The organism is Streptomyces sp. ME19-01-6 (assembly GCF_033793745.1).
Classification (GTDB): domain Bacteria; phylum Actinomycetota; class Actinomycetes; order Streptomycetales; family Streptomycetaceae; genus Streptomyces.
Genome location: NZ_JARAXF010000013.1, coordinates 238,748 through 260,960, shown reverse-complemented (window position 1 = coordinate 260,960; position 22,213 = coordinate 238,748). Strand labels below are relative to the sequence as shown.

Sequence of the window (22,213 nt, the reverse complement as noted above, 5' to 3'; positions counted from 1 at the left end):
CACCACCGGACGCCCACCCGAAACCCCCACACCATCCGTCCCGGAATCGATCAGCGCGGCCAGCCCGGCAACCGTCGGTGTGTTGAACAGTGCGCGGATACCCAGCTCCACAGACCGCCCGGCCCGGATGCGGCTGATCAATCGCGCCGCCAGCAGAGAATGACCCCCCAGATCGAAAAAACTCTCCTCCATCCCGACCCGCCCCGCATCCACCCCCAACACCTCGCCGAACAACCCCGCCAGCCACGTCTCCGTCGAGGTGACAGCCGCCCGCCCCGACCCTCCCGCCGTGTACTCCGGCACCGGAAGGGCCCGTCGGTCCAGCTTTCCGTTCGGTGTCAGTGGCAGCCGTTCCAGCATCACGACCGCCGAGGGCACCGTGAACTCCGGCAGCCGCGCGGCCAGGGTGGTACGCACACTCGCCCCATCGACCGTCGCTCCGGTCGCGGGCACTGCGTAGCCCACCAGCCGCCGGTCCCCGGGGCGGTCCTCCCGCACCACCACAACGGCCTGGACCACTCCGGCACAGGACATCAGCGCAGCCTCGACCTCGCCCGGCTCAATACGGAAACCCCGGACCTTCACCTGATCATCAGCACGGCCCGCGTACTCCAACACCCCATCAGCGGTCCACCGCGCCACATCCCCCGTCCGGTACATCCGCTCGCCCGCAGCCCCCCACGGACACGCCACAAAACGCTCCGCCGACAGCCCGGCCCGCCCCAAATATCCCCGAGCCAGGCCGACCCCGGTCGCGTACAGCTCGCCGATCTCGCCCATCGCGACCGGCTGGAGCTCGGCGTCGAGAATCAGCACATGCTTGTTGGCGATCGGGCGCCCGATGGGCAGGGAAGACGCTCGCGCGTTCTCCGGGGTCGCCACGTAGCAGGTGGTGAAACCCATGCTCTCGGCCGGACCGTAGCCGTTGACGACGCGCAGCCGCGGATACCTGCGACCGATCTTGGCGACGTGCGCCACGGAAGCCGCCTCGCCGCCGGTGAAGGCGATCCGTACCCCGTCGAACGCCTGCGGGTGCTCGTCGACGAGGAAGTTGAAGAGGCTCGCCGACAGCTGGAGCATGGTGATCCCGTACTCGGCCACGGCATCGGCGATGAGCGCGGGTTCCGAATCGGAGCTGGGCAACAGGACACAGCGGGCGCCGAAGAGCAGCGCACCCCATAGTTCGAGAGCGAAGGCGTCCCAGGAGATGGAGGAACACTGGAGGAACACCTGCTCGGGGCCGAAGTCCGCATAGTCCTGACCGAGGTAGGTGCCGGTGAGCGCCCGGTGTGCAGAGGCGATTCCCTTGGGGGTGCCGGTCGACCCCGAGGTGAACATCACGCAGGCCACATCGTCGGCTGTCGCGGTTCGGCCCAGGTCTTCGTCCGACTGCGTGTCGAGAGCTGCTTGTACCCCCGGGGCGTCCACGAGGACGAGCTCAGGTCCCGCCGAGCCGGAGACCAGCGGGGGCAGACCGGTACGGCTGATCAGCAGCGCGGTCTCCGACGTGGTCAGCGCCGTGCGCAACCTCGCCTCGGGGAAACCGGGGTCCAGCAGGGTGTAGCCGCCGCCGGCCTTGAGGACGGCGAGAAGCGCCACCACCATCTCCGGGGTCCGCTCCAGGTGGATGCCGACCACCGTCCCGGGCTGAACCCCCGAGTGCGCGAGGTGACGAGCCAGGCGGTTGGCCCGGCGGTTGAGTTCCGTGTAAGAGAGGGTGTCGCCGCGGTGGACGAGAGCGACGGAGTCCGGGGTTGCCCGGGTCTGCTCTTCGAAGAGTTCGTGCAGGGTCCGGTCCCAGGGGATGTCGACGTGCTCCCCGTTCCAGGCGACCGTCATGTCCCAGCGGTCGGCGGCTGCCAGCAGGCTGCGCACCCCCGCGCCGTCGGGCGTCCGTACGGCCGCTTCGAGGAGGGCCACCGCTGTGTCCGGTGACCCGTCCTCGTCCTGCGCTGTGCACCACGCCCCCCGAATCAGCTTCTCGGCGGAAAAGCCGCCGTCGGCGGCCAGTGCCGTGAGCTGCCGAGCGAGACTGTCTTCGAGTTCGATGAGCTGGGACACCGTCTGCTCTCCGCGTAGTTCGGCTTGATTCGGCTGGTGCCGGCTCAAGGCGCGGTCTCTTCGGGAAGGGGCCGGGGACCGGAATCAGGAGCGCGCGAGTCCGGCGGGTCGCAGGTCGGTCCAATGGGTCTCGACGTACTCCAGGCAGGCCTCCCGGCTGTCCTCCTCATGGGCCACCGTCCAGCCCGCGGGCACCTCGATGGCCACCGGCCACAGCGAGTGCTGGTTCTCGTCGTTGACCAACACGAGGTACCGACTGTCCTCGCGTTCAAACGGATTCGTCATGGAGGCTTCTCTCCTTGTCGTGACCGGTGCGAGCCGCCGGATCGGGGGTCGGCCAGATGTCCTTGCGCCCCACGACCTGCGGTGTGTACTTCCCGAGCGCGCTGATCAGCAGCCGCAGTTCCAGAGCCAGGCAGGCGACGAACCGCTCCAGGCCGCACTCGGTGTCCTCGTCGACCGAGAGCAGTGCGGCCCGGCCGAGGCCGACCGCGGTGGCACCGAGGGCGATGGCCTTGACCGCTCGGGTGCCCTCCCATATACGGCCGCTGGCCAGGAGGTCCCCGGCAGGCGACCCGATGCGGTGCAGGCATTCGACCAGCGGCAGTCCGACACCGTCGAGGAAGGCCAGGGGCGCCCAGCCGGTGCCTCCCTCCGCACCGTCGACGGTGACCGCGTCCGCGCCCGCCTGCCACGCCACCGCGGCAGCCGCTGCGACATCCCGGCCGGGGTGGAGTTTCACCCAGATCCGTGCCTGCGGGTAGTTGTTGCGCAACAGCCGGACCTGCTGGCGCAGGATTTCCTCGGTGAATGTGCCGGGGCTGCTGCTGCGCAGATAGGACACCGAGGCGCCCTCGGTATCCGCGCCCCGCGCCGCTTCCGGCGTCCCGGGACCGAACACCGCGTCGAGCTCATAGCGGTCCATGAGTTGTTCGGCGGCCGATCCATCCACCACCGTCATCCCACCGAGACCGGGCTTCGCCCCCTGCCCGACCTTCAGTTCGAAGGCCAGCCTGCCGGCGTCGAGCAGTGGCTGGGCGGCCGGGTCGCTGTAGACGAGGTTCCATACTTCGGCGTCGGCATCCTCGGTGCACTGCTGTACGACCACACCTCCGTAGGCCTCCGGAACCTCCTGGGCGTAGGCGCTGATGCGGGCCAGCAGCGACGCGCTGTCCGGGGTCTGCGCCAGTCGGCCGTAGCCGTTGACGGGGACGATGTTCTCGCCGATCACCATCGGCAGTCCCAGCCGGGCGGCCTGGCGGCTCAGCGGAACGCCCAGGTCACCACTGGCCGCGCGGGTGGAGCCGAAGGCCGTGATGAACACCGGCAGCGGGGAGCGGAACCCTCCGATGCCGCTGTCGAGCACGACATCCTGATAGACCGGCTCGCGGCCCAACTCGACCAGCTTCTCCAGGCGCTGCGGCATGAAGACGGGGGGCACGAGCCGCAGGCTGTCGAGAGCGTCCTGTCCGCGGCCGGGCGCCTCTTCCGCCGCCCCGAACAGCCGTTGCCCGTACGAGGCCCGGGGCGGGAAGGCCGCCTCGGGACCGATGCGAGCACGCTCGCGGATGGCCTCTTCGGGGAGACCCGGCGCACTCAGCCGCGTCATGGCGCCATCACCCCGGGCAGCTTCGGGAAGGCGCTGGCCTGCCAGACCGAGTGCAGTCCGGCCGCATAGCGCGTCAGGCGCTGAGCGCCGAGACCGAAACCCGCGCTCTGCGGGATGCCACCCTCTTTGAACGTCTTGAGATACCACTCGTACTTCGCGGGATTCTCGCCGGTCTCCCGCATCCGCTCGATGACCCGGCTGTAGTCTCCCTCCCGCTCGCTGCCGCTGCACAGCTCGCCGTAGCCCTCGGGAGCCACCAGGTCGAAGTTCCGGAGCCGGCCCGGGAGCGTACGGCTCTCCCGGTCGGGGAAGCCCCGCGAACCCTTGGGGTAGTCGGTGATGAAGAACGGACGGGTGTGCTGCCGGGAGATGAGCGCCTCGCCCTCCCAGTCGATCTCCCCGTCGGGATTCTGCGCGTGGCCCATCTTGTGCAGGGTCTCCACCACATCCATGTGCCGGATGCTGGGGAACGACTGTTCCAGGAGATCGGTGAAGGCCCCCGGATCGCGCCCCAACCCCTCGAGAACATGGGGGAGGTGCTTGATGACACGCCGCAGTGCGCTGCGTACGACCCCCTGGCAGACCTCCAGGATCTCCTCGCGCGAGGCGTCCGCCGCCTCGACGTCGATCTGGTGGAACTCGGTCAAGTGCCGCAGGGTCGAGGAGGTCGTGAACGGCTCCAGCCGGACGCAGGGCGCAATGTAGAAGATCTTGGGATGAGCCAGCAGGGCGGCCTGCTTGTAGAAGATGACGCTGGTCATCAGCTTGTAGCGCCGACCGTAATAGTCGATGTCGACCTGCTTGGCGCCGCGGCAGCCGGGGTCGGTGACCGGGCCGACGACCGGCGGCAGGAGCTCGACGAAGCCTTCGTCGCACAGGTATTCCCGGGCACCCTGGAGCAGGGCGCTCTGGATGAGCAGCATGTTCCTGGTGGTGGCGGAGGTGAGGTGCTCGTGCGGCTGCGGAGGCACGAAGGCCTGATCCCGCCCGGCCGTGGGCGACGGGTTGAGGGGCATGTTCATTCCTTTGCGGACGTGGCGGACCGGGGTGGCTGGGCGGGCAGCGATTCCCGTTGCAACGCCAGGCCGTCATCTGGCTCAGTCCCTCCCCACTCACTGAGGGACCTCCTTGCCAATTACGCGATAGGGGCAGCAATTTCAAGAAAGTACCGGCGGCACCGTGCGGCCGAGGGGCAGTTGAAGGGGAAGATTGACCGGCAGATTCAACGCCCTTGACCTGCTGGAGCCCACCGCCTAGGGTCACCCCCATGCCTTTTTCCGGCCCGCTTTCCTTTGGGCAGATATCACTGTGGCGCGACATCCAGAAACTTCCTCGAGACCGTTGGCACGAGGTCAACATATCGACGGTCTGGGAATTGCCGGAGGGGACTGGAACGGCAGCGGTCAAGGATGCCCTGGAGGCGCTCACTCATCACCATCCGTCACTGCGTACTACATACGATCTGAGTGACCCTGGCAACCCCGTCCAGCTGGTTCACGAGCCGGATTCGCTGTCCGATCTCAATGTTTCGGAAGAGGCCGCAGACGATCTGCGGGAGACAGCTCGCCGCATGGCGTCACAACCTTTTGACCTGACCTCTGAATTCGGCTGGCGCGGCCGCGTCGTAACACGTTCCGGAACGGCGACGCACCTGGTGTTCACACATCATCACCTGGCGGCGGACAATTGGTCCCAAGGGATCCTCAGGGAGGAATTCCCCAAGGCCCTGGCCGATCCCGGATCTTTTCTTGACCGGGTAGATTCCTACAGCTTGATCACCATGGCCGAGGAGCAGCGGGGCAACCCTTTCAAGGCTCGGCGCACCGCGACCGAACGGCATTGGGAGAAGGTTCTCACCGCCTCGGCCGAGATCCCGCAACGGCCCCGCCCCACCTCGGCCGAACGCCCATTTCGCGTCCTGCAGGGCGCTGTTCGGTCGACAGCGGCACAGACGGCGGCTCAGCAGCTGGCGGACCGGCTCTCCGTGCCGAAGTCATCCGTGCTTCTGGCCGCCTACACGAGGGCGGTGGCCCAGGTGTGCGGGCTGCCGTCGGTGCCGGTTCGGCTCCAGTCGTCGAATCGCGGCACCGCCCGTTGGGGAAGCTATGTGACCTCGATGAACCAATGGGCCGCCGGATGTCTGGACGCCGTCGCGGGGACCGGATTCGGGGAGCTCGCCCAGGCCGTCAACAAAGCCGCGTTCCTCGCTTATCGCATGGGCATGTACGATCCCGATTCGATCAGCCTGATCAAGCAGCGCTTCCCCTCCGCGAGTATCGATCCCGAGCCGGTTTGGGCATTCAACTACATGGTCCGCCCGGCGGCCGGAACGGTGGATCCGGACGAATCCGATGTGCCGGTGGTGACGTGGGATGAGCAGGCATCCGCGATCGGTCCCAAGTTCCACACCCGCTTTATTGAAGACGGTTCAGCGGCATTGACCATCTGGCTCCGGGGCAGGGAGACGAGTAAGGAGCTGGTATCGGAATTGCTGCTGGGAATTCATGAGGTGCTGGTGTCGGAGGCGCGTGGACTGCGGCACGGGGAACGATAGCCCGAGGAGCGGGCGAAGCTGCCCTCAATTCTGCCGACGAAACTGCCGATCGGAGATAGGCAACTCAAGTAGCTTGCTGAGAGACAACATATCGCCCGCCCACGCATATACCGGTTGACTGTAATGATGGCATCGAGGTCCCTCAGTGAGTTCTGCTGCGTTCAACTCGGATACCTGCGCCGTGCCCGACGAGCGGTTACTGGCTGCCTGGCTGGAGATGACGGAACTCCCTCCCGTCCCACGGCTCGAGGTGGAGGAACCGCACAGCCAGGGGCTGCGGCAGGCCGTGCGCGTGGTGACCGACGCCCTCCTTGGCCGGCCCACGCAGGAGGGCCGCCAGGTGCCGTCGGCCGGTGCCATCTATCCGTACGACGTCCTGGTGCTGGTGGACGAAGGCGACCGTCCGGAGCACTCGTCGGCACACCCCCCGGGCCACGCGCTGTTCTGGATGGACCTGCTGCGCCGTACCTGTGTGCGCCTGGGCGGACCGGCCACGCCCCTGGCTCGGCTGCTGCGTCCGGCGCGACTGCCGGACGGCGGCGAGGCCGTGGCGCATGTCATCCTCCTGGCCCGGCCCTGGCTGTCGATGCGGAAGTACGGCTCGCGCGGCTATCTCTACACACAGTTGGACGCGGGGCACGCGGCCACGAACCTGCTCGGGACCGCGCTCCAGGACGGTCCGGCCGTGCTGCGGCTGCACGGCCCTCGCGCCGCGATCCGGGCCGCCGTCGAACCCTGCCTGCCCCACCGCGAAGTGCATTCCGTCGTCACGATCGGCCGGCCGCACACGTACGGCGAGAACAGCGACTGGGCGACGTTCCGGATGGCGGGTGACGACGACCCCGCGGGCACCGGCCAACTGGAGGGTGTGTGCTGGTCGGGGCTTTCGGAGGCGGTGTACGACAGCTCGCAGCCGTTCGCCGCGCCCGCACTGCTGCACACCGCCGCCCCCATCGCGACCGGGTTGCGCCCTCCGGATCCTGGGGGCATCCCGCTCGGTCAGTGGCGTGAGGTCTCCCGGCAGCGACAGTCCTGCAAGCGGTTCTCCGGGGATGCACCCGAACCGGATGCGCTCCTGGGCATGCTGACCGCACTGGACACCCCGCTCCCGGCCGATCTGTCCGAATCGGAGACAGGCCAGGGGGTGCGCGCGACGCTCCTGCTGCACGACGGGCCGACGGCCAAGGCGTGCTCGGACGCCCTGCGCGACAGCCGAATCGGGGTGACCGTGCCGGATCGCTTCCGCGACCTCGACCTGCTGGTCCGTTCCTGCATGGGGCAGGCCAACGCGCGGGTCGCGGCCGGGTTCGTGCTGTTCCACATGCCTCGCGGCGAGCTCTTCTCCGGTGGTCCGCGTGATCTCCGCGACGCCGTGTTCCGTGCCTCGTGCGGCGCGCACTTGCTCTATCTCGGCGCCGGAAGGAACTCCGTGGCCATCACCACCATCGGCGGTTACGACCCGGACCTGTGGCGCGAGTTCGCCGGTCTGACGGCCTGGGACGAGACCTTGTACCTGCTGGCGCTCGGCGTCGACCAGGCCGGCTCGATCAAGCACGACCGCGCCCAAGTCGCCTACGCGCATGGCGAATAGGTCATACCACAGACCGCGTACCAGGACTCGGAGGAACGACATGCCCGGGGTGCTGAACCAGGTCTTCACCGACCTGCTGACACAGCATGCGGACCGTCTCGCCGTCGCCGACACCCAACGGCGGCTGACCTACGCCGAACTCAACGCGGCCGCAGCCGAGTTCCGCACCGAGTTCGACGGCTGGTGGCGCGAAGCGGCCGTACGAGGTTCGGGCGAGGCACGTCCTCGGGTCCTCGTCCTCGCGGCCAACTCGGCTTCGTACGTCGTCGCCTACGTGGGTCTGCTGCGCGCGGGCGCCCTGCCCTTCCTGCTCGACCCCGCCCTGGCCCCGGAGGAGGTCCGCGCCGTTGCCGCCAGTTGCGGCATCGACGCGGTCGTACACGACCGTCCCCTCCACCTGGGGACCGAACCGTCCGGCCCCGTCACATCCGGCGGTTACACACTCACCCGCACGGCACCGGCCGCGGGGCAGCCGGTGGCCGATCGCCCGGAGCCGCTCGCCTCGACGGAGGTATGCCGCTTCACTTCCGGCTCGACCGGGTCGCCCAGTTGCATCGAATTCTCCGGCACGGCGGTGCACAACGCGGCCCTGTCCTGGCGCGACGCGACCGCTCTCGCCGCCGACGACCGCGTTCTGTGCTTCGCCGGACTCTTCAACGGGCTGGCGTTCAACACCTCGCTGCTGGCGGCGTTCCTGGCGGGCGCGGCGCTGTGGCTGCCGTCCGGCCTGCCCACCTCGGGACAGGTGATCCGCTTCCTGCGGGAGATCCGGCCGACCCGGCTCACCGGCTTCCCCGCCCTGTACGAGTCCCTGCTGCGCCGCACGGAGCCCATACCCGAACTCGCCGAGCTGAAGGTCGCCCTCTCGTCGGCGGCGCCGCTGAAGTCCACCACAGCCGAGGAACTCCGTACCCGGCACGGCCTTGCGGTGTGCAACTACTACGGTGTCGCCGAGACAGGGCCGCTGACCTTCGATCCCTTCCCCGCCCCGGAGCACGGCCAGGGCCATCCCCTGCCCGGAGTCGAGTTCGTCTTCGGTGACGGAACCGGCACGACCGGTGAGATCCGGGTGCGCAGCACATCCATGGGGTCGCGCTATCTGAACGTGCCCGGCGCCTTCGAGGCACGGCTGGACCGGGACGGCTTCTACGCCACCCACGACCTGGGCAGCCTGCGGGACGGCCGACTCCATCTCTCGGGCCGGGCCGGTTCCGGGTTGAACATCGGAGGGCGCAAGATCGACTCGGTGGAGGTGCGCCGCGCGCTGCTGGCGTCCGGTGCCACCGAAGCGGTGGTCTTCGCCGTGGACAAGCGCAACGGCGACCCCATGCTCGCCGCCGTCGTCAGCGGACCCGACGGTCTCACCGAGGACGGGCTGCGCGTCCGCTGCCTCGAACGGCTCGCCGCGTACAAGGTGCCCGAGCGTGTCGTCGTCGTGCCCGAGATCCCGACGACGGGCGTCGGCAAGCCGCGCATGACCGCGGCGCGGGAGCTGTTCCACCAGGCCACCGATTCCGCTTTCACTTCCTGAGGGAGATCACCCATGCCGCACGACCAGACCCTCGCCCGCCGCGTCGCCCAACTGGTGGAGGAGGCCAGCGAGGGCACCCTCAGCCCGGACAGCGCGCTCGCCGACGGCAAGACGCTGGCCGAGAAGGGGCTCTCCTCACTGTCGTATCTGCGCCTGATCGACTCGATAGAGACCGAGTTCGGCATCTACATCGACCTGGAGGGTGACACCACCTTCATGCAGACGATCCCGGGAATCGTGGAGTACATGGCCGCTGAAGGGGTCGCAGGTGCCGCCTGATCAGCGGAGCGCACCCGGGCTCCGGGTCGGCGTCGTCGGCGCGACCGGCCGACTCGGCTCACGGATCGTAGCCGAGTGCGGCCTGCGTGAAGTCCCGGTCGTGATGACCGCACACAGCGGTGCGTGGACGGCCGAGCAGCCGCCGACCGTGATGATCGACGCGTCGCGTGGCGAGGTGCTTCCCCGCACTGTCGCGTACTGCCGGGAGACGGGCTCCTCGCTCGTCGCCTGCGCCTCCGACATCGGGCCCGACGGCGACCCGCTCCTGGCGGAACTCGCCCGATCGGTGACCGTGGTCCGCGCGGTCAACCTGTCACTCGGCCACTGGCTCCAGGACCACCTGCTGAGCGTCGCAGGTCGGCTTCTCCGCTCGTCGGCCATGCCCCTGCCACGCGTCGCCCTTCTGGAGCGGCACACCCTCGCCAAGCGGGACCGCCCGAGCGCCTCGGCGCGCTCCCTGGCGGCGACCTGGGAGGCGCACGCGGGCGGGCCGGCGGTGGACGAGGTGGCCTCCTTCCGCGCCGGCCATCAGGTCAGTGAGCACGCGGTGCGACTCGACTTCGCCGACGAGTCGTTGACGCTGCACCACGACGTACGAGACCTGGCGGCCGCGGTACCCGGAGCGCTCGCCGTCGCCGCGTGGGCCCATGACGCTCCTGCCGGTCTGGTGACGGTCAAGCAGGTCTACGACGGACTGTTCTTCGGACCGAGCCGTGACACAGACCGCGATCGGCCGTCCGCCAGAGAATCGTCCTTCGCAGAAACGTGAGACATACGTGACCAAGCAAACCCCGGCCACGCTGCCGCCCCTCGCCCGTCGGCTGCGGGCCCACGTCGCCGTCGCGGCACGTTCACTGTCACTGGGCGGCCACGACGACTTCAACCAGGGGCAGGTTTCCGCCCGGGTGCCCGGCGCGGACTACATGCTGATCAAGGGCGCGCTCAAGGGCTTCGAGGAGTGCGTACCCGACGATGTGATCGTGGCACCGGTCGACCCCGCCGCGCAGGCCCCCGCGCTGGCGCCCCCGGAGCTCGCGCTGCATCAAGCGGTGTACCGGGCACGTCCCGATGTCCACGCGATCGTGCACAGCCACGCACCGCACACTCTGGTGTTCGGAGCGACCGACCTGAACCTGCGCGCCGTGTCCCACGACGGGGCCTATTTCGAGGGCCGGCTGCCCCGTTTCACTCTGACCAGCAACACCATCCTCGACATCGCCACGGGGGAGCAGGTGGCCGACGCCCTGGGGGACAACCCCGCGGCGCTGCTGCGCAACCACGGTGGCGTGATCGTCGGCAAGTCCATCCGGCACGCGACGGTGCACGCGCACACCCTGGAGCGGGCCTGTCGACTGCAGTTGATGGCCGAGCAGATACCGGGCGGCTACCACTCCTCCTCACTCGAGGACGTGGACGGCAAGCGGGCATTCATCTATGCCGACCTCTCCGTCCGCTCCTACTGGGACTACGCGGTCGGGCAGGTGCAGCGCCACTGGCCGGAAGCCGCCGACTGGCCCTCCCAGGCCGCGCGGGAGGCCGCGTGAAAGCCGTCGAGTCCGCGGAGCACCGGGAACTGTTCGCACTCGTCGACGAGCTCGCCCGGGAGGAACTCGAGCCGCGGGCCGCCCAGTTCGAGGCAAGCGGGCAGTTCCCCGAGGCCCTCGTACGGCTCATGGGAAAGCAGGGACTGATGTCGCTGCCCTTCCCCGAGCAGTGGGGCGGCGGGGGGCAGAGCTACACCGTCTACCTGAGGGTGATCGAGCGGCTGGCCGGCAGCTGGCTGGCCGTAGCGGAGTCCGTGCACCTCCAGGTGCTGGCATGCCATGGTCTGGCCCGGTTCGGATCGAACGAGCTGCGGGAAGAACTGCTGCCGCGCATGCTGAGCGGGGAACTCCTCGCCGCCAACTGCATGTCGGAGCCGGAAGCCGGCTCCGACCTGGGCGCCATGTCCACCAAGGCGGTGGCGGAAGACGGCCACTACGTGATCTCGGGCACCAAGGCCTGGGTGAGCCACGCCGGTGTCGCGGACGTCTACAACGTGTACTGCCGCACCGGAGGATCCGCCCTGAGCGGGCTGTCCTGCTTCCTGGTCGACGCGGACTCAACGGGCCTGCGCCCCCTGGTCCACGAGCGGAAAATGGGGGTGCGCTCACTGCCCACGGCACAGATCGCGTTCGACGGGGTACGGGTCCCCGACGAGCGCATGATCGGTCGCCGCAACCGTGGCATGCTCGTCGCCTCCCATGTCTTCGACCACGGCCGCCTCGGGATCTCGGCGTGTGCCGTAGGCCTCGCCCAGGCGGCACTCGACCACGCGGCCGCGTACGCCAAGGAACGCACGCAGTTCGGCAACCCCATCATCTCCTTCCAGGGGATCTCCTTCCTGCTCGCCGACATGGCCACGCAGATCGCTGCGGCCCGTGCGCTGCTGTATTCGGTGGCCGGGCTCAAAGGCCAGGGCAAGCCGATCTCCGCCGAGGCCGCGAAGTGCAAGTTGTTCGCCACGGACACCGCGATGCGGGTCACGACCGACGCGGTCCAGGTGCTCGGCGGCTACGGCTACACGCAGGACTTCCCGGTCGAGCGCTGGATGCGAGAGGCGAAACTCCTGCAGATCCTCGAGGGCACCAACCAGATCCAGCGAATCGCCATCGCCCAGTCCCTGTGACGACCCCGACGGCCCTGTCCATATCCTCCAACTCAGAAGGACCACATGAACGACTTCATGCGCTTCGGCCTCTTCATGTCGCCACTGCACCCGATCGGCGAAGACCCCAATCTGCTGATGCGCCGCGACCTCGGCTACGCGGAACTGGCCGATGAGCTCAACTACGACGAGCTGTGGGTCGGTGAGCACCACTCCAACGGCTGGGCCACCATCGGCTCCCCGGAGATCTTCCTGGCCGCGGCGGCCGAGCGCACCCGGCGGATCAAACTGGCGACCGGCGTCATGGCACTCCCGTACCACCATCCGTACATGGCGGCAGCGCGCGCGGTTCAGCTCGACCACCTGACCCGCGGCCGGTTCATCCTCGGTGTGGGTGCCGGTTCGCTCGCCTCGGACATGCACATGCTGTGCGTCGATCCCTCCGAGGCCCGCCGCCGGACCCAGGAGTCCTTGGAGACCATCGTCGAACTGCTGCGGGGCGAAGCGGTGACGCGCGAGACGGACTGGTTCCGGCTCCAGGACGCTCGGATCCAGCACCGTCCCTTCGAGCCGGGCGGTTTCGAGATCACCGTCAGCAGCGCGTCGTCGCCGTTCGGTATGCGGCTCGCCGGCCGCCTCGGGGTGAATGCGATGTCGCACGCCGCCCCGCCATGGGGGATGGTGCGTGCCGGTCACAGCCTGGGCATGGAGAAACTGGCCGAGCAGTGGGGGCACTTGGAGGACGCGGCCGCGGAAGCAGGCCATACGGCAGACCGGTCGACGTGGCGGCTGACCCTGCCGGTGCATGTGGCCGAGACCCGTGAGCAGGCGCTGGAAGACATCTACGCCGGATGGCTGCGGCAGCGCAACGAATACTGGGCGGGCACGCACGGCATGCCCATGGGCCGCAGCGAGGTGGGGGCGCGTAAGGCGTTCGAGGCGACCATCGAGGCCGGGGGGATCATCGCCGGTGGCGTCGAGGACTGCGTGGCCGCGATCCACAAGCTCCGCGACCTCACGGGAGGCTTCGGCTGTCTGCTCAACTCGGTGACGGACTGGGCGAGCCCCGACCGTACGCGCAGGAGCTTCGAGCTGTTCGCCCGCTATGTGGCTCCCCGGTTCAAGGGCTCCACCAAGGGTCTCCAGGAGTCGCAGTCCTGGGTCGCGTCACAGGCCGGCACCTTCCAGGAGCGGTTCAACGCGGCCCGTACCCGGGCGATGGCCACGGGTTCCGAACCGCGGAACTGACCGGCATGGGGCGGGCCACGCCAGGCGTGGCCCGCACGGTCCGGATCGGGACTCGGCCCGGTGGGCGGAGTCCGTGTGCTCAGAGAGAGCCGCCGAGGAGCAATGTGGTGTCGACCAGACGGTTGGAGAAGCCCCACTCGTTGTCGTACCAGCCGACGACCTTCGCGTGCCGACCGCCGATCACCTTGGTCAGACCGGCGTCGAAGATGCAGGAAGCGGGATCGGTGACGATGTCGCTGGAGACGATGGGGTCCTCGGTGTAGCGCAGGACGCCGGCGAGCGGCCCTTCCGCCGCCTTGGCGAACAGCCCATTGATCTCCTCCGCGGTCGCCTCGCGGCTGAGGGTCAAGGAGAGGTCGGTGGCCGAGCCGGTGGGGATCGGGACGCGCATCGCGTAGCCGTCCAGTTTGCCCGCGAGCGCCGGGAGGACCAGACCGATGGCTTTGGCGGCCCCTGTGCTGGTGGGCACGGTGTTGGCGGCGGCATGGCGGGCGCGGCGCAGGTCGCGATGCGGTCCGTCCAGCAGGTTCTGGTCCGAGGTGTAGGCGTGGACCGAGGTCATCAACCCGTACTCGATACCGATGGCGTCGTGCAGGACCTTGGCCATAGGGGCGAGGCAGTTGGTGGTGCAGGACGCGTTGGAGACAATGGTGTGACGCTCGGGATCGTACTGGTCGTGGTTGATGCCGTAGGCCAGGGTCAGATCCTCGTTCTTCGCCGGGGCGGAGATGATGACCTTCTTGGCCCCCGCTGAGACATGGGCGCGAGCGCGCGTGGCGTCCGTGAACACACCAGTCGATTCGACGACGACGTCAACGCCGAATTTCGCCCAGGGAAGAGCCGCCGGGTCACGCTCGGCCGATACGGCGATCCGCCTCTCCCCGACGAGGATGGCGCCGTCCGTGGCGCGCACCTCTTCCCCGAAGCGGCCCAGCGTGCTGTCGTACGCGAAGAGATGGGCCAATGTCGCGGTGTCGGTGAGATCGTTGACAGCCACCACTTCCACATCGGCGCCCTGGGCGAGCACCGCACGCAGATAGTTGCGGCCGATGCGTCCAAAGCCGTTGATGCCCACACGCACTGTCATCCGCGGAACCTTCCCTCAAATGCCGAGCCACGAAACGGGAGCGGCGCCATTGCTCGGTCCCTTTCGGGCGCACGTACGAACCCGACCCTACGCCTACGGTCGGGTCGGGACCGGCAGTTGGACAGGCAGTTTCAGCGGCAGCTTCGATCAGACGTGCAGCCTCCGTGCCTCAAAGACAGCGCGGTCGCGGATGCTCCAGTGGTTCCGGCGAATATATGTGCGCTGCAACCAGCGATCGCGGCCGTCATATCGCGGCTCGAACTCCGAGCGGGCGTGCAAGCCCTTCCGGTTGTTGATGAGCAGTGCCTGCCCAGGGCGCAGGAAGACTTCATGCGCGACTTCCCGGCAAGCGGACTGAAGTCGCCGCAGTGCTGCTTCGGCATCACGGGAAACGCCGTGGACTCCATTGGCGGAGGAAGCAATTTCAGGGGACCATTCGGGTCCGGTGATGATGGGCACGGGATCGGAGAGGATTTCGTCCTGGCCGGCCATCCGAGCGTAACTTCCGGGAGCGTTCAGTTTAAACAGAGGCTCCCTGAGCAGCTTGAGTGAACGGACGTCCAAGGCCTGGCATACATCCCGGGCGTCCGCGTAGTAGGTTCCGGCGACACCCTCGTGGTCTGCGCGAAGGCAGTTGAGGACAAGGAAGTCCGGGTTGCTCACGTTGTACGACCCCACCGCGTCGTACACGATGTCGTTGTGGAAGTTAAGAAAAACGGTTGAACTGCGATTCGTCTGCGTCGCCGCGCCATCTGCGACAGGAATGACGTCGTGGATCAGTTGGCCATTCTTCTCGGTGGTGAACCCGACCGGCTCCCCCAGCATCCCGCTGAGCCCGAGAAGAACTCCTTCCGAAAGGTATGTGCTCTTCGCTCGACAAGGTCCACCGTCATCGGGGGTGTCGGGAAGTTCATGTTCGACGGGAAGATTACTGACTCGCGCCACGCCCGGAGTGTCCGCATGTCTGCCGAAATCCAGGACGGTCTGCAGAAGATCAATCGGTAGGGTCGCGAATATCTGATGGCACCGAGCCATCGCCCAATCGATGTCCTGTGCCGGGTCGCCCAAGCCTCCGAGCTGCTCCCGGAGCGACTCCCTCACCCCGTCCGGAATGATGACGTCTATGAATGTGGGCTTCGACCGGAGGTCCGCAGCGATGTTCTCGGCCGCATTCATGATCTTCCTTAGTCCGTTTGTGCTCAGACAGGTCCGTTCAGATATACCCATGCCGATACCATCCACACGGTCAGCACAGTGAGTTGCCGGTCGCTTCCGGCACATCTGACAAGGAGAGGCGGATGGCCATGCGCGTCGCACTGCACTCGGTTCTCAAGGAGGGCCAGGAGGCCGGCTACGAGGAGGTGCACGCCACGGTTCCGGCGGACCTGCTGGAGGCGCTGGGCCGGGCGGGCATCACCAACTGGCGGATCTGGCGCAGCGGGCGCCATCTGTTCCACCTCGTGGACTGCGCGGACTTCGCCGCCGCGATGGCCACGCTCGACCATGATCCGGTCAATCGACGGTGGCAGGCGTTCATCGGCGACTACGTCGACCACTTCGAGACCACGGACGGCTCCCCGGCCGGGGTCTCGGCCGACATGGCGCTCGGGCGGGTGTGGGAGCTGCGCGCGCAGGCCGCGGCCGAGGCGGAGGGGTGAGAGAAGGGCCGAACCGGCGGAGCTTACTCATCCGGGGCGCCTCGCGCCCCGTTTTCATCACACCTTGAGTGGCCCTGAAAACACTGAACCACCACCTCCGTATGACCGGGTGACCACCGCGCAGGGACGCAGAGGAACCGACAGAACACTCCTCGCGCACCCCCGGCGCACCCCTACTGGAGGTCAGTGAGTTGAGCCACCGACGTGTGAACAAGCGGACCGTCGTCATAGCCGGCGCCGCCGCGGCCGCCCTCGCGGGAGCAGCGGTGCTGCTCCCCAACGCCAACGCGAGCCCGGACAAGTCGGCCGAGGCCAAGACGTTCTCGTCGCAGGCAGCCGTGAAGCTCGCGACGGGCCTCGCGTCGGACCTCGGCGGCAACGCGGCGGGGTGGTACTACCAGGGCGACACCAAGCAACTGGTGATGAACGTCCTGAACGAGGACGCGGCGGACGACGTCCGGGCCAAGGGCGCCGTGGCCAAGATCGTCGAGAACAGCATGGTGGAGCTCAAGGCCATCACCAAGACGCTGAGCGACACCGCATCGATCCCGGGCACGGCTTGGTCGATCGATCCGAAGACCAACAAGGTCCGGGTCCTCGCCGACAGAACCGTCACAGGTACGAAGTGGGCCACGCTGACCAAGGCCGTGGACGGCTTGTCGGGCAAGGCCACCGTCCATCGCACCAACGGCGAGTTCAAGAAGTTCGACGGAACCGACGAGACGCAACCCGGAGCCGTCGGAGGCGCGGGCCAGGGTGGCGTGGACGACGGGGCCGGTCAGGGCGCGGGCCAGGGCGGTGCCGACGACGGCGCCGGTCAGGGTGCGGGCGATGGCCAGGGCGCGGGCGACGGCGCGGGCGGCGCCGGTGAGCAGGCCGGCGCTCTGGACGGGGGCGACGCCATCTTCGGCGGTGGTGCCCGCTGCTCGCTGGGGTTCAATGTCACGGTCGACGGCGCACCCGCCTTCCTCACCGCGGGCCACTGCGGCAACATCGCGGAGACCTGGGCCACCGACCAGGCGGGCGCCCAGCAGGTGGGCACCACCGCCGAGTCCCAGTTCCCGGTGAGCGACTTCGCCCTGGTGACATACGACGACCCGAACACCCAGGCGCCCAGCACGGTGGACCTGCAGGACGGCACCACCCAGGAGATCACCCAGGTGGCCGAGGCGAGTGTCGGCCTGGCAGTGCAGCGCTCCGGCAGCACGACGGGTCTCTCCGACGGCACCGTCACCGGCCTGAACGCCACCGTGAACTACGGCAACGGCGACATCGTCAACGGCCTCATCCAGACCGATGTGTGTGCCGAGCCCGGTGACAGCGGCGGCGCGATGTTCGCCGAGGACGCGGCCGTGGGTCTGACCTCCGGCGGCAGCGGCGACTGCACGCAGGGCGGCGAGACGTTCTTCCAGCCGGTGTCCACCGCGCTGCAGGCCACGGGTGCCGTGATCGGCGCCGACAACGGTGGTGGCGGCGCGGGCGATGGTGCCGGCGACGGCGCCGGTGAGGGTGCCGGTGACGGCGCGGGCGATGGCGCGGGCGATGGCGCAGGCCAGGGTGTCGGCGATGGCGCTGACGACGGCGCCGGCCAGGGAGTCGAGGGCGGCGCGGACGAAGGTGGCGCGGCGAACGGCGGCGCGGCCGGTGACGAAGGCGCGATCGGCAACGGCGACAACGGCGCGGCCGGTGACGGCAGTGGCGACGCGGCCGGTGACGGCAACGCCGCGAACCACACATAACGGCTGATCGAGGCAGGGTACGGCCTGCCACCCCCTGACCGAGGTCCCGGGCGCCCACCTGCCCCAGCGTCCGGGACCTCGCACCACCCCCCACCGGGCCGCCGACGACTCAACGCGTCGGCGGCCCGTCTTCGTCGGCGCGGTGGCTACAACCCGGCCGCCTCCGCCGCCGAGCGGAGCACGTCCCCCAGCATCGCCGGGGTGAGCCGCCCGGTGAAGGTGTTCTGCTGGCTGACGTGGTAGCAGCCGAACAGCCGCAGCGGCGCACCCGCCCCCACCGCCCGCTGCGTGACCCGCGCGCCGTGTGCGAACGGCGGGCGCGGGCGGGGCACCTCCCAGCCGGCCGCGGCGAGCGCGGGCAGCGCGGCCTGCCAGCCGAACGAGCCCAGCACCACTACCGAGCGCAATGTCGGGCGCAGCAGCCGCAGTTCCCGGACCAGCCAAGGACGGCAGGTGTCGCGCTCCTGGGTCGTGGGCCGGTTGGCGGGCGGGGCGCAGTGCACGGGCGCGGTGACCCTGACCCCGCGCAGTTCCAGGCCGTCGCCCCGGTGGGTCGCCACGGGCTGGTTGGCCAGGCCGACGGCGTACAGCGCCGCGTACAGGAAGTCCCCGGAGCGGTCGCCGGTGAACATCCGGCCGGTGCGGTTGCCGCCGTGCGCGGCGGGGGCCAGACCGATGATGGCCAGCGCCGCGTCGTCCGGTCCGAACCCCGGCACCGGGCGGGCCCAGTAGTCCCACTCCCGGTAGGCCGGGCGCTTGAGGCGGGCGGCCTCCTCCCGCCAACGCACCAGCCGCGGGCAGGCTCGGCAGCCGCTCACCCGCTCGTCCAACGCGCGGAGCGTGCCCGCGCCGGGCGCCTCACGCGCGGGGTGTGCGGGATGCTCGGGGTGGTCGGGGGTGCTCAGCCGCGGCCGTCCTTACGCAGAAAACGCCGCAGCCGGGTCAGCGGCCATGTGTTGATCACATCGTCGGGGGTCAGCCAGCCGCGCTGCGCCGTCCCCACCCCGTAGCGCAGGGCGTCGATGTCAAGAGTGGAGTGCGCGTCGCTGTCCACCGCGAACTTCGCGCCGTGTTCCTTGGCGCGCAGGATGTTCTCGTCCGACAGGTCCAGCCGGTCCGGGTGCGCGTTGATCTCCAGCGCGGTGCCGGTGCGGGCACACGCGGCGAACACCTCGTCCAGATCGGCGTCGATGCCCGGCCGCTTCCCGATCAGCCGGGTCGTCGGATGGCCGATGATGTTGACGTTCGGGTTCTCGCAGGCCCGCAGCAGCCGCCGGGTCATCTCGTCCCGCGCCAGGCCGAACTGCGTGTGCACCGAGGCCACGCACAGGTCGAAGCCCTCGAGGAAGTCGTCGGGCCAGTCCACGTCCCCCTGGACGTCGATGTTCAGCTCCACGCCGTGCAGCAGCCGCATCCTGCCGTGCCCCCGCCCCCGCCCCCGGTCCAGATCCCGGATCCGCTCGCGCTGGGCCAGGATCTTCTCGTCGGTCATCTGCTGCATATACAGCTTCGGGGCGTGGTCGGTGACGGCGTAGTACGCGTATCCGCGCCGCCGGGCCGCCGCGATCATCTCCTCCAGCGGTTCGAGGCCGTCGGTGAGGTCCGTATGGGTGTGCAGATCGCCGCGCAGATCGGACTCCGCCAACAGCTGGGGCAGCCGCCCGTTCAAGGCGGCCTCGACCTCGCCGCGGTCCTCCCGCAGCGTCGGCGGGATCCAGTCCATGCCGAGCCTGGCGTATACGTCCTCCTCGCTGCGCGAGGCGATCCTCTCCCCGCTCTTGGCGTCGAAGAGCCCGTACTCGGAGAGCTTGAGGCCGTGGCGCATCGCGATCGCGCGGATGCGGATGTTGTGCGCCTTGGACCCGGTGAAGTACTGCAGCCCCGCGCCCCAGGAGTCCAGGGGCAGCACCCGCAGGTCCACCTGCAACCCCTTGGTGGTGCGGATCGAGGTCTTCTTCTCCCCGCGCGCGATGACCTCGGCGGTGTACGGCAGACGGGCGAACGCCTCCATGAACGGGTTCGATCGGTCGGCCGCGACCAGGATGTCGATGTCGCCGACGGTCTCCTTCATCCGCCGCAGCGACCCTGCGTACTCGCACCGCTCACAGCCGGTCACCCGGGACAGCTCGGCCACGATGTCGTCGGCCACGCTCATGGCCACATTCAGCGGCACCCGGTCGCCGGCGGCCTGCATCAGGGCGATGCCGTGGAGGATGTTCTCCTCCGTCTTGGGGCCGAAGCCCTTCAGGTCGCGCAGCCTGTGGTCGTGGATCGCGTCGGAGAGCTGGTCGATGGAGGCGATGCGCAACTCCTCGTACAGCATCATGGCCTTCTTCGGCCCGAGGGCCGGGATGGCGGTCAGCTGCCGCACCCCGGCCGGGATCGCGGCGCGCGCCTCGTCAACGACGGGCACGGTGCCGGTGCGCAGATACTCCACGACCTTGTCGGCGATCGACTTGCCCACCCCGGCAATCTCCCGCAGGCCCTTCGCGTCGAGCTCGGAGACATCGCGGGGAAAGCCGCCGATCGCGCGGGCGGCCTTCTCGTAGGCACGCGCCTTGAACGCGTCCCCGCCGGTGATCAGAAGGAGGTCCGCGTACTCGCGGAGCAGCGCCTCGACCTCCTCGTTGGAGCGAGTCACGCCGTCAAGTCTAGGCAGGACAGCTCGCCGATGGCGCGGCCGGGCGTGCCTGGCGCTCGGGGACCGGTGGAGGGATCCTGGGTTCAGGAACGGGGCGGGGGCTCCGGATTCCTCCGGGTGCGCCCCGGCCCTCGTGTGTTTCCCCGGGATGGGGGAGGTCATGGATGTTGGATTCCTGAAGCCGCTGTTCGACCGCCCGGGTCCCTGGGCCTGCGTCTATCTGGACACCTCGCGCGCCACCGAGGACGCGCCCACACGCCGCAGGCTGCGGGAGCGGTTCGTGTCCGACCAGCTCACCCGGCAGGGCGCCGACACCGCCACCCGCGAGGCGCTGGTCCATCGGCTGGCGGGTGAGCGGATGGCGAGGCCGTCCGCGGGGCGGGCGCTGTTCGCGGCGGGTGGGGAGGTGGTCCTCGACCTTCCGCTGGCCACCTCTCCGCCCGATGTGGTCACCTCCTGGTCGATGCTTCCCCGGGTCGCGCCGCTGACCTCGCTGCGCGGCGAGTGGCCCTCCTGCCTGGTGGCCCGCGTCGACCGCTCCGGGGCCGATCTCGAACTGCTCGACGACGCCGGCCCGCGCCCCGTCGGCCGCGCGAGCGCCGGCCCGCCGCAGGGGCGCGGGCACCGCTCCGTACCCGCCGACCGGTACGAGTGGCACTACCGCAACCGGGTCGAGAACACCTGGGACCAGACCGCGGACCTCGTCGCCGACGAGCTCACGCGGCGGTGGCCGGAGAGCGACGCGCGGCTGCTGGTCCTGGCCGGCGACCCGCGGGAGCGCAGGGCCGTGCACGACAGGCTGCCCGAGCCGCTGCGCGCCAGCACGGTGCAGGCGCAGCACGGCAGCAGGGCCGCCGGGAGCGCCCGGGAGCTGCTCGAAGCGGAGATCGACCACGCCCGCGAGGACTACGTCCGCTCCCACCTGGAAGACGTCCTCGACCTCTTCCGCGCCGCACGGGGCCGCCCGGGGCAGCCGGGGGTGGGCGGGGCCCATGACGGTTCGGCGCCCGGTGGCGCGGCGGAGGGGATGCCGGCTGTGGTGGAGGCGGTACGCAGCCACCAGGCGGCCACGCTGCTGCTGGGGCAGACGGGGGCGGACGCCCGCCGCGAGGTGTGGGTCGGCCCCGGCGTCGACCAGCTGGCGGTGCAGCGCGCCCAGGCCCGCGCGCTGGGAGTGGCGGCGCCAGAGGCGGCGCGCGCGGATGACGCGCTGATGCGCGCGGCCGCGGCGGCGGACACCGAGGTGCTGATGGTGCCGGAGGGCATGGCCGGACCGGCGGGCGGCCTCGGCGCGGTGCTGCGCTGGCACGGCTGAGCGGGCCGGCGGGCCAGGGGGCCGGGGGTGTGTTCAGGCTGTCGCTCCAGACCTCCGTGTTCCTCCGCCTGGCACCACCCCGGCGGCGGGCGACAGCCCGCGTGCGCCCCGTCCTGACCGCCGCGCTCGCCGCCGGCGGGCCGCTCCTGGCGCTCCCCCCCCCCGGCCGCCGACTTCGCCGTCCCCTGGTGTACCGCTCCGACTTCACCGTCACCAGCGGCCTGGTGACGGCCGGCACCAACACGGTGGCGTT

Annotated in this window: 19 protein-coding genes; 11 read left to right on the top strand and 8 right to left on the bottom strand. The window is 69.5% G+C overall.

The window, feature by feature from the left end; translation table 11 throughout:
• The 4 genes from PV419_RS27675 to PV419_RS27660 form a co-directional block, all read right to left on the bottom strand.
• Nucleotides 1–2,061, bottom strand: a 2,061-nt coding sequence (locus PV419_RS27675; protein ID WP_319693551.1) for a non-ribosomal peptide synthetase, incomplete at its 3' end; no start/stop codon positions are given.
• Nucleotides 2,062–2,145: 84 nt separating this feature from the next.
• A complete protein-coding gene (locus PV419_RS27670) occupies nt 2,146–2,346 on the bottom strand; it encodes an MbtH family protein (RefSeq protein ID WP_319693550.1) in 201 nt (66 codons plus the stop codon).
• Entirely contained in the window at nt 2,330–3,670 is a 1,341-nt protein-coding gene (locus PV419_RS27665) for a glutamate synthase-related protein (RefSeq protein WP_319693548.1), read from the bottom strand. The genes PV419_RS27670 and PV419_RS27665 overlap by 17 nt, the downstream gene beginning before the upstream one ends.
• The gene (locus PV419_RS27660) at nt 3,667–4,686 is read right to left on the bottom strand and encodes an asparagine synthetase A (protein WP_319693547.1); all 1,020 of its coding nucleotides are present in this window, start codon (nt 4,684–4,686) and stop codon (nt 3,667–3,669) included. Before PV419_RS27660 ends, PV419_RS27665 begins: the two co-directional genes overlap by 4 nt.
• A gap of 251 nt (nt 4,687–4,937) precedes the next feature.
• On the opposite strand from PV419_RS27660, the gene PV419_RS27655 reads away from it, so the two are divergent.
• The 8 genes from PV419_RS27655 (at nt 4,938) to PV419_RS27620 (ending at nt 13,520) form a co-directional block, all read left to right on the top strand.
• A complete protein-coding gene (locus PV419_RS27655) occupies nt 4,938–6,224 on the top strand; it encodes a condensation domain-containing protein (protein WP_319693545.1) in 1,287 nt (428 codons plus the stop codon).
• Between the two features lie 145 nt (nt 6,225–6,369).
• The gene (locus PV419_RS27650) at nt 6,370–7,815 is read left to right on the top strand and encodes a hypothetical protein (protein ID WP_319693543.1); all 1,446 of its coding nucleotides are present in this window, start codon (nt 6,370–6,372) and stop codon (nt 7,813–7,815) included.
• A gap of 40 nt (nt 7,816–7,855) precedes the next feature.
• The gene (locus PV419_RS27645) at nt 7,856–9,346 is read left to right on the top strand and encodes a class I adenylate-forming enzyme family protein (RefSeq protein WP_319693541.1); all 1,491 of its coding nucleotides are present in this window, start codon (nt 7,856–7,858) and stop codon (nt 9,344–9,346) included.
• A gap of 12 nt (nt 9,347–9,358) precedes the next feature.
• Nucleotides 9,359–9,625 carry an acyl carrier protein gene (locus PV419_RS27640; RefSeq protein ID WP_319693539.1) on the top strand — a complete coding sequence of 89 codons (267 nt, stop codon included), beginning with the start codon at nt 9,359–9,361 and terminating at the stop codon, nt 9,623–9,625.
• A 103-nt stretch (nt 9,626–9,728) separates the two neighbouring features.
• Nucleotides 9,729–10,394, top strand: a complete 666-nt coding sequence (locus tag PV419_RS27635) for a dihydrodipicolinate reductase C-terminal domain-containing protein (RefSeq protein WP_319693537.1) — start codon at nt 9,729–9,731, stop codon at nt 10,392–10,394.
• 7 nt (nt 10,395–10,401) lie between these two features.
• Entirely contained in the window at nt 10,402–11,169 is a 768-nt protein-coding gene (locus PV419_RS27630) for a class II aldolase/adducin family protein (protein ID WP_319693536.1), read from the top strand.
• Nucleotides 11,166–12,293, top strand: coding sequence for an acyl-CoA dehydrogenase family protein (locus tag PV419_RS27625; RefSeq protein WP_319693535.1), 1,128 nt, complete (start codon nt 11,166–11,168; stop codon nt 12,291–12,293). The genes PV419_RS27630 and PV419_RS27625 overlap by 4 nt, the downstream gene beginning before the upstream one ends.
• A gap of 45 nt (nt 12,294–12,338) precedes the next feature.
• Nucleotides 12,339–13,520: an LLM class flavin-dependent oxidoreductase gene (locus tag PV419_RS27620; protein WP_319693533.1), complete on the top strand. Its 1,182-nt coding sequence runs from the start codon at nt 12,339–12,341 to the stop codon at nt 13,518–13,520.
• Between the two features lie 79 nt (nt 13,521–13,599).
• Here PV419_RS27620 and gap read toward each other — a convergent pair whose 3' ends face one another.
• Both gap and PV419_RS27610 read right to left on the bottom strand, forming a co-directional pair.
• Nucleotides 13,600–14,607, bottom strand: a complete 1,008-nt coding sequence (gap, locus tag PV419_RS27615; protein WP_319693532.1) for a type I glyceraldehyde-3-phosphate dehydrogenase — start codon at nt 14,605–14,607, stop codon at nt 13,600–13,602.
• 147 nt (nt 14,608–14,754) lie between these two features.
• Entirely contained in the window at nt 14,755–15,783 is a 1,029-nt protein-coding gene (locus PV419_RS27610; protein ID WP_319693531.1) for a TauD/TfdA family dioxygenase, read from the bottom strand.
• A gap of 122 nt (nt 15,784–15,905) precedes the next feature.
• On the opposite strand from PV419_RS27610, the gene PV419_RS27605 reads away from it, so the two are divergent.
• Together PV419_RS27605 and PV419_RS27600 are read left to right on the top strand one after the other, a co-directional pair.
• A complete protein-coding gene (locus tag PV419_RS27605) occupies nt 15,906–16,265 on the top strand; it encodes an L-rhamnose mutarotase (protein ID WP_319693529.1) in 360 nt (119 codons plus the stop codon).
• Between the two features lie 206 nt (nt 16,266–16,471).
• Nucleotides 16,472–18,004, top strand: coding sequence for a S1 family peptidase (locus PV419_RS27600; protein ID WP_319693527.1), 1,533 nt, complete (start codon nt 16,472–16,474; stop codon nt 18,002–18,004).
• 146 nt (nt 18,005–18,150) lie between these two features.
• Here PV419_RS27600 and PV419_RS27595 read toward each other — a convergent pair whose 3' ends face one another.
• Together PV419_RS27595 and polX are read right to left on the bottom strand one after the other, a co-directional pair.
• Nucleotides 18,151–18,834: a uracil-DNA glycosylase gene (locus PV419_RS27595; protein WP_319693526.1), complete on the bottom strand. Its 684-nt coding sequence runs from the start codon at nt 18,832–18,834 to the stop codon at nt 18,151–18,153.
• Nucleotides 18,835–18,905: 71 nt separating this feature from the next.
• Nucleotides 18,906–20,645, bottom strand: a complete 1,740-nt coding sequence (gene polX / locus PV419_RS27590; RefSeq protein WP_319693524.1) for a DNA polymerase/3'-5' exonuclease PolX — start codon at nt 20,643–20,645, stop codon at nt 18,906–18,908.
• A 160-nt stretch (nt 20,646–20,805) separates the two neighbouring features.
• Here polX and PV419_RS27585 point away from each other — a divergent pair, with 160 nt between their 5' ends.
• Nucleotides 20,806–21,960: a Vms1/Ankzf1 family peptidyl-tRNA hydrolase gene (locus PV419_RS27585; protein ID WP_319693522.1), complete on the top strand. Its 1,155-nt coding sequence runs from the start codon at nt 20,806–20,808 to the stop codon at nt 21,958–21,960.
• The last annotated feature ends 253 nt before the right edge of the window (nt 21,961–22,213 follow it).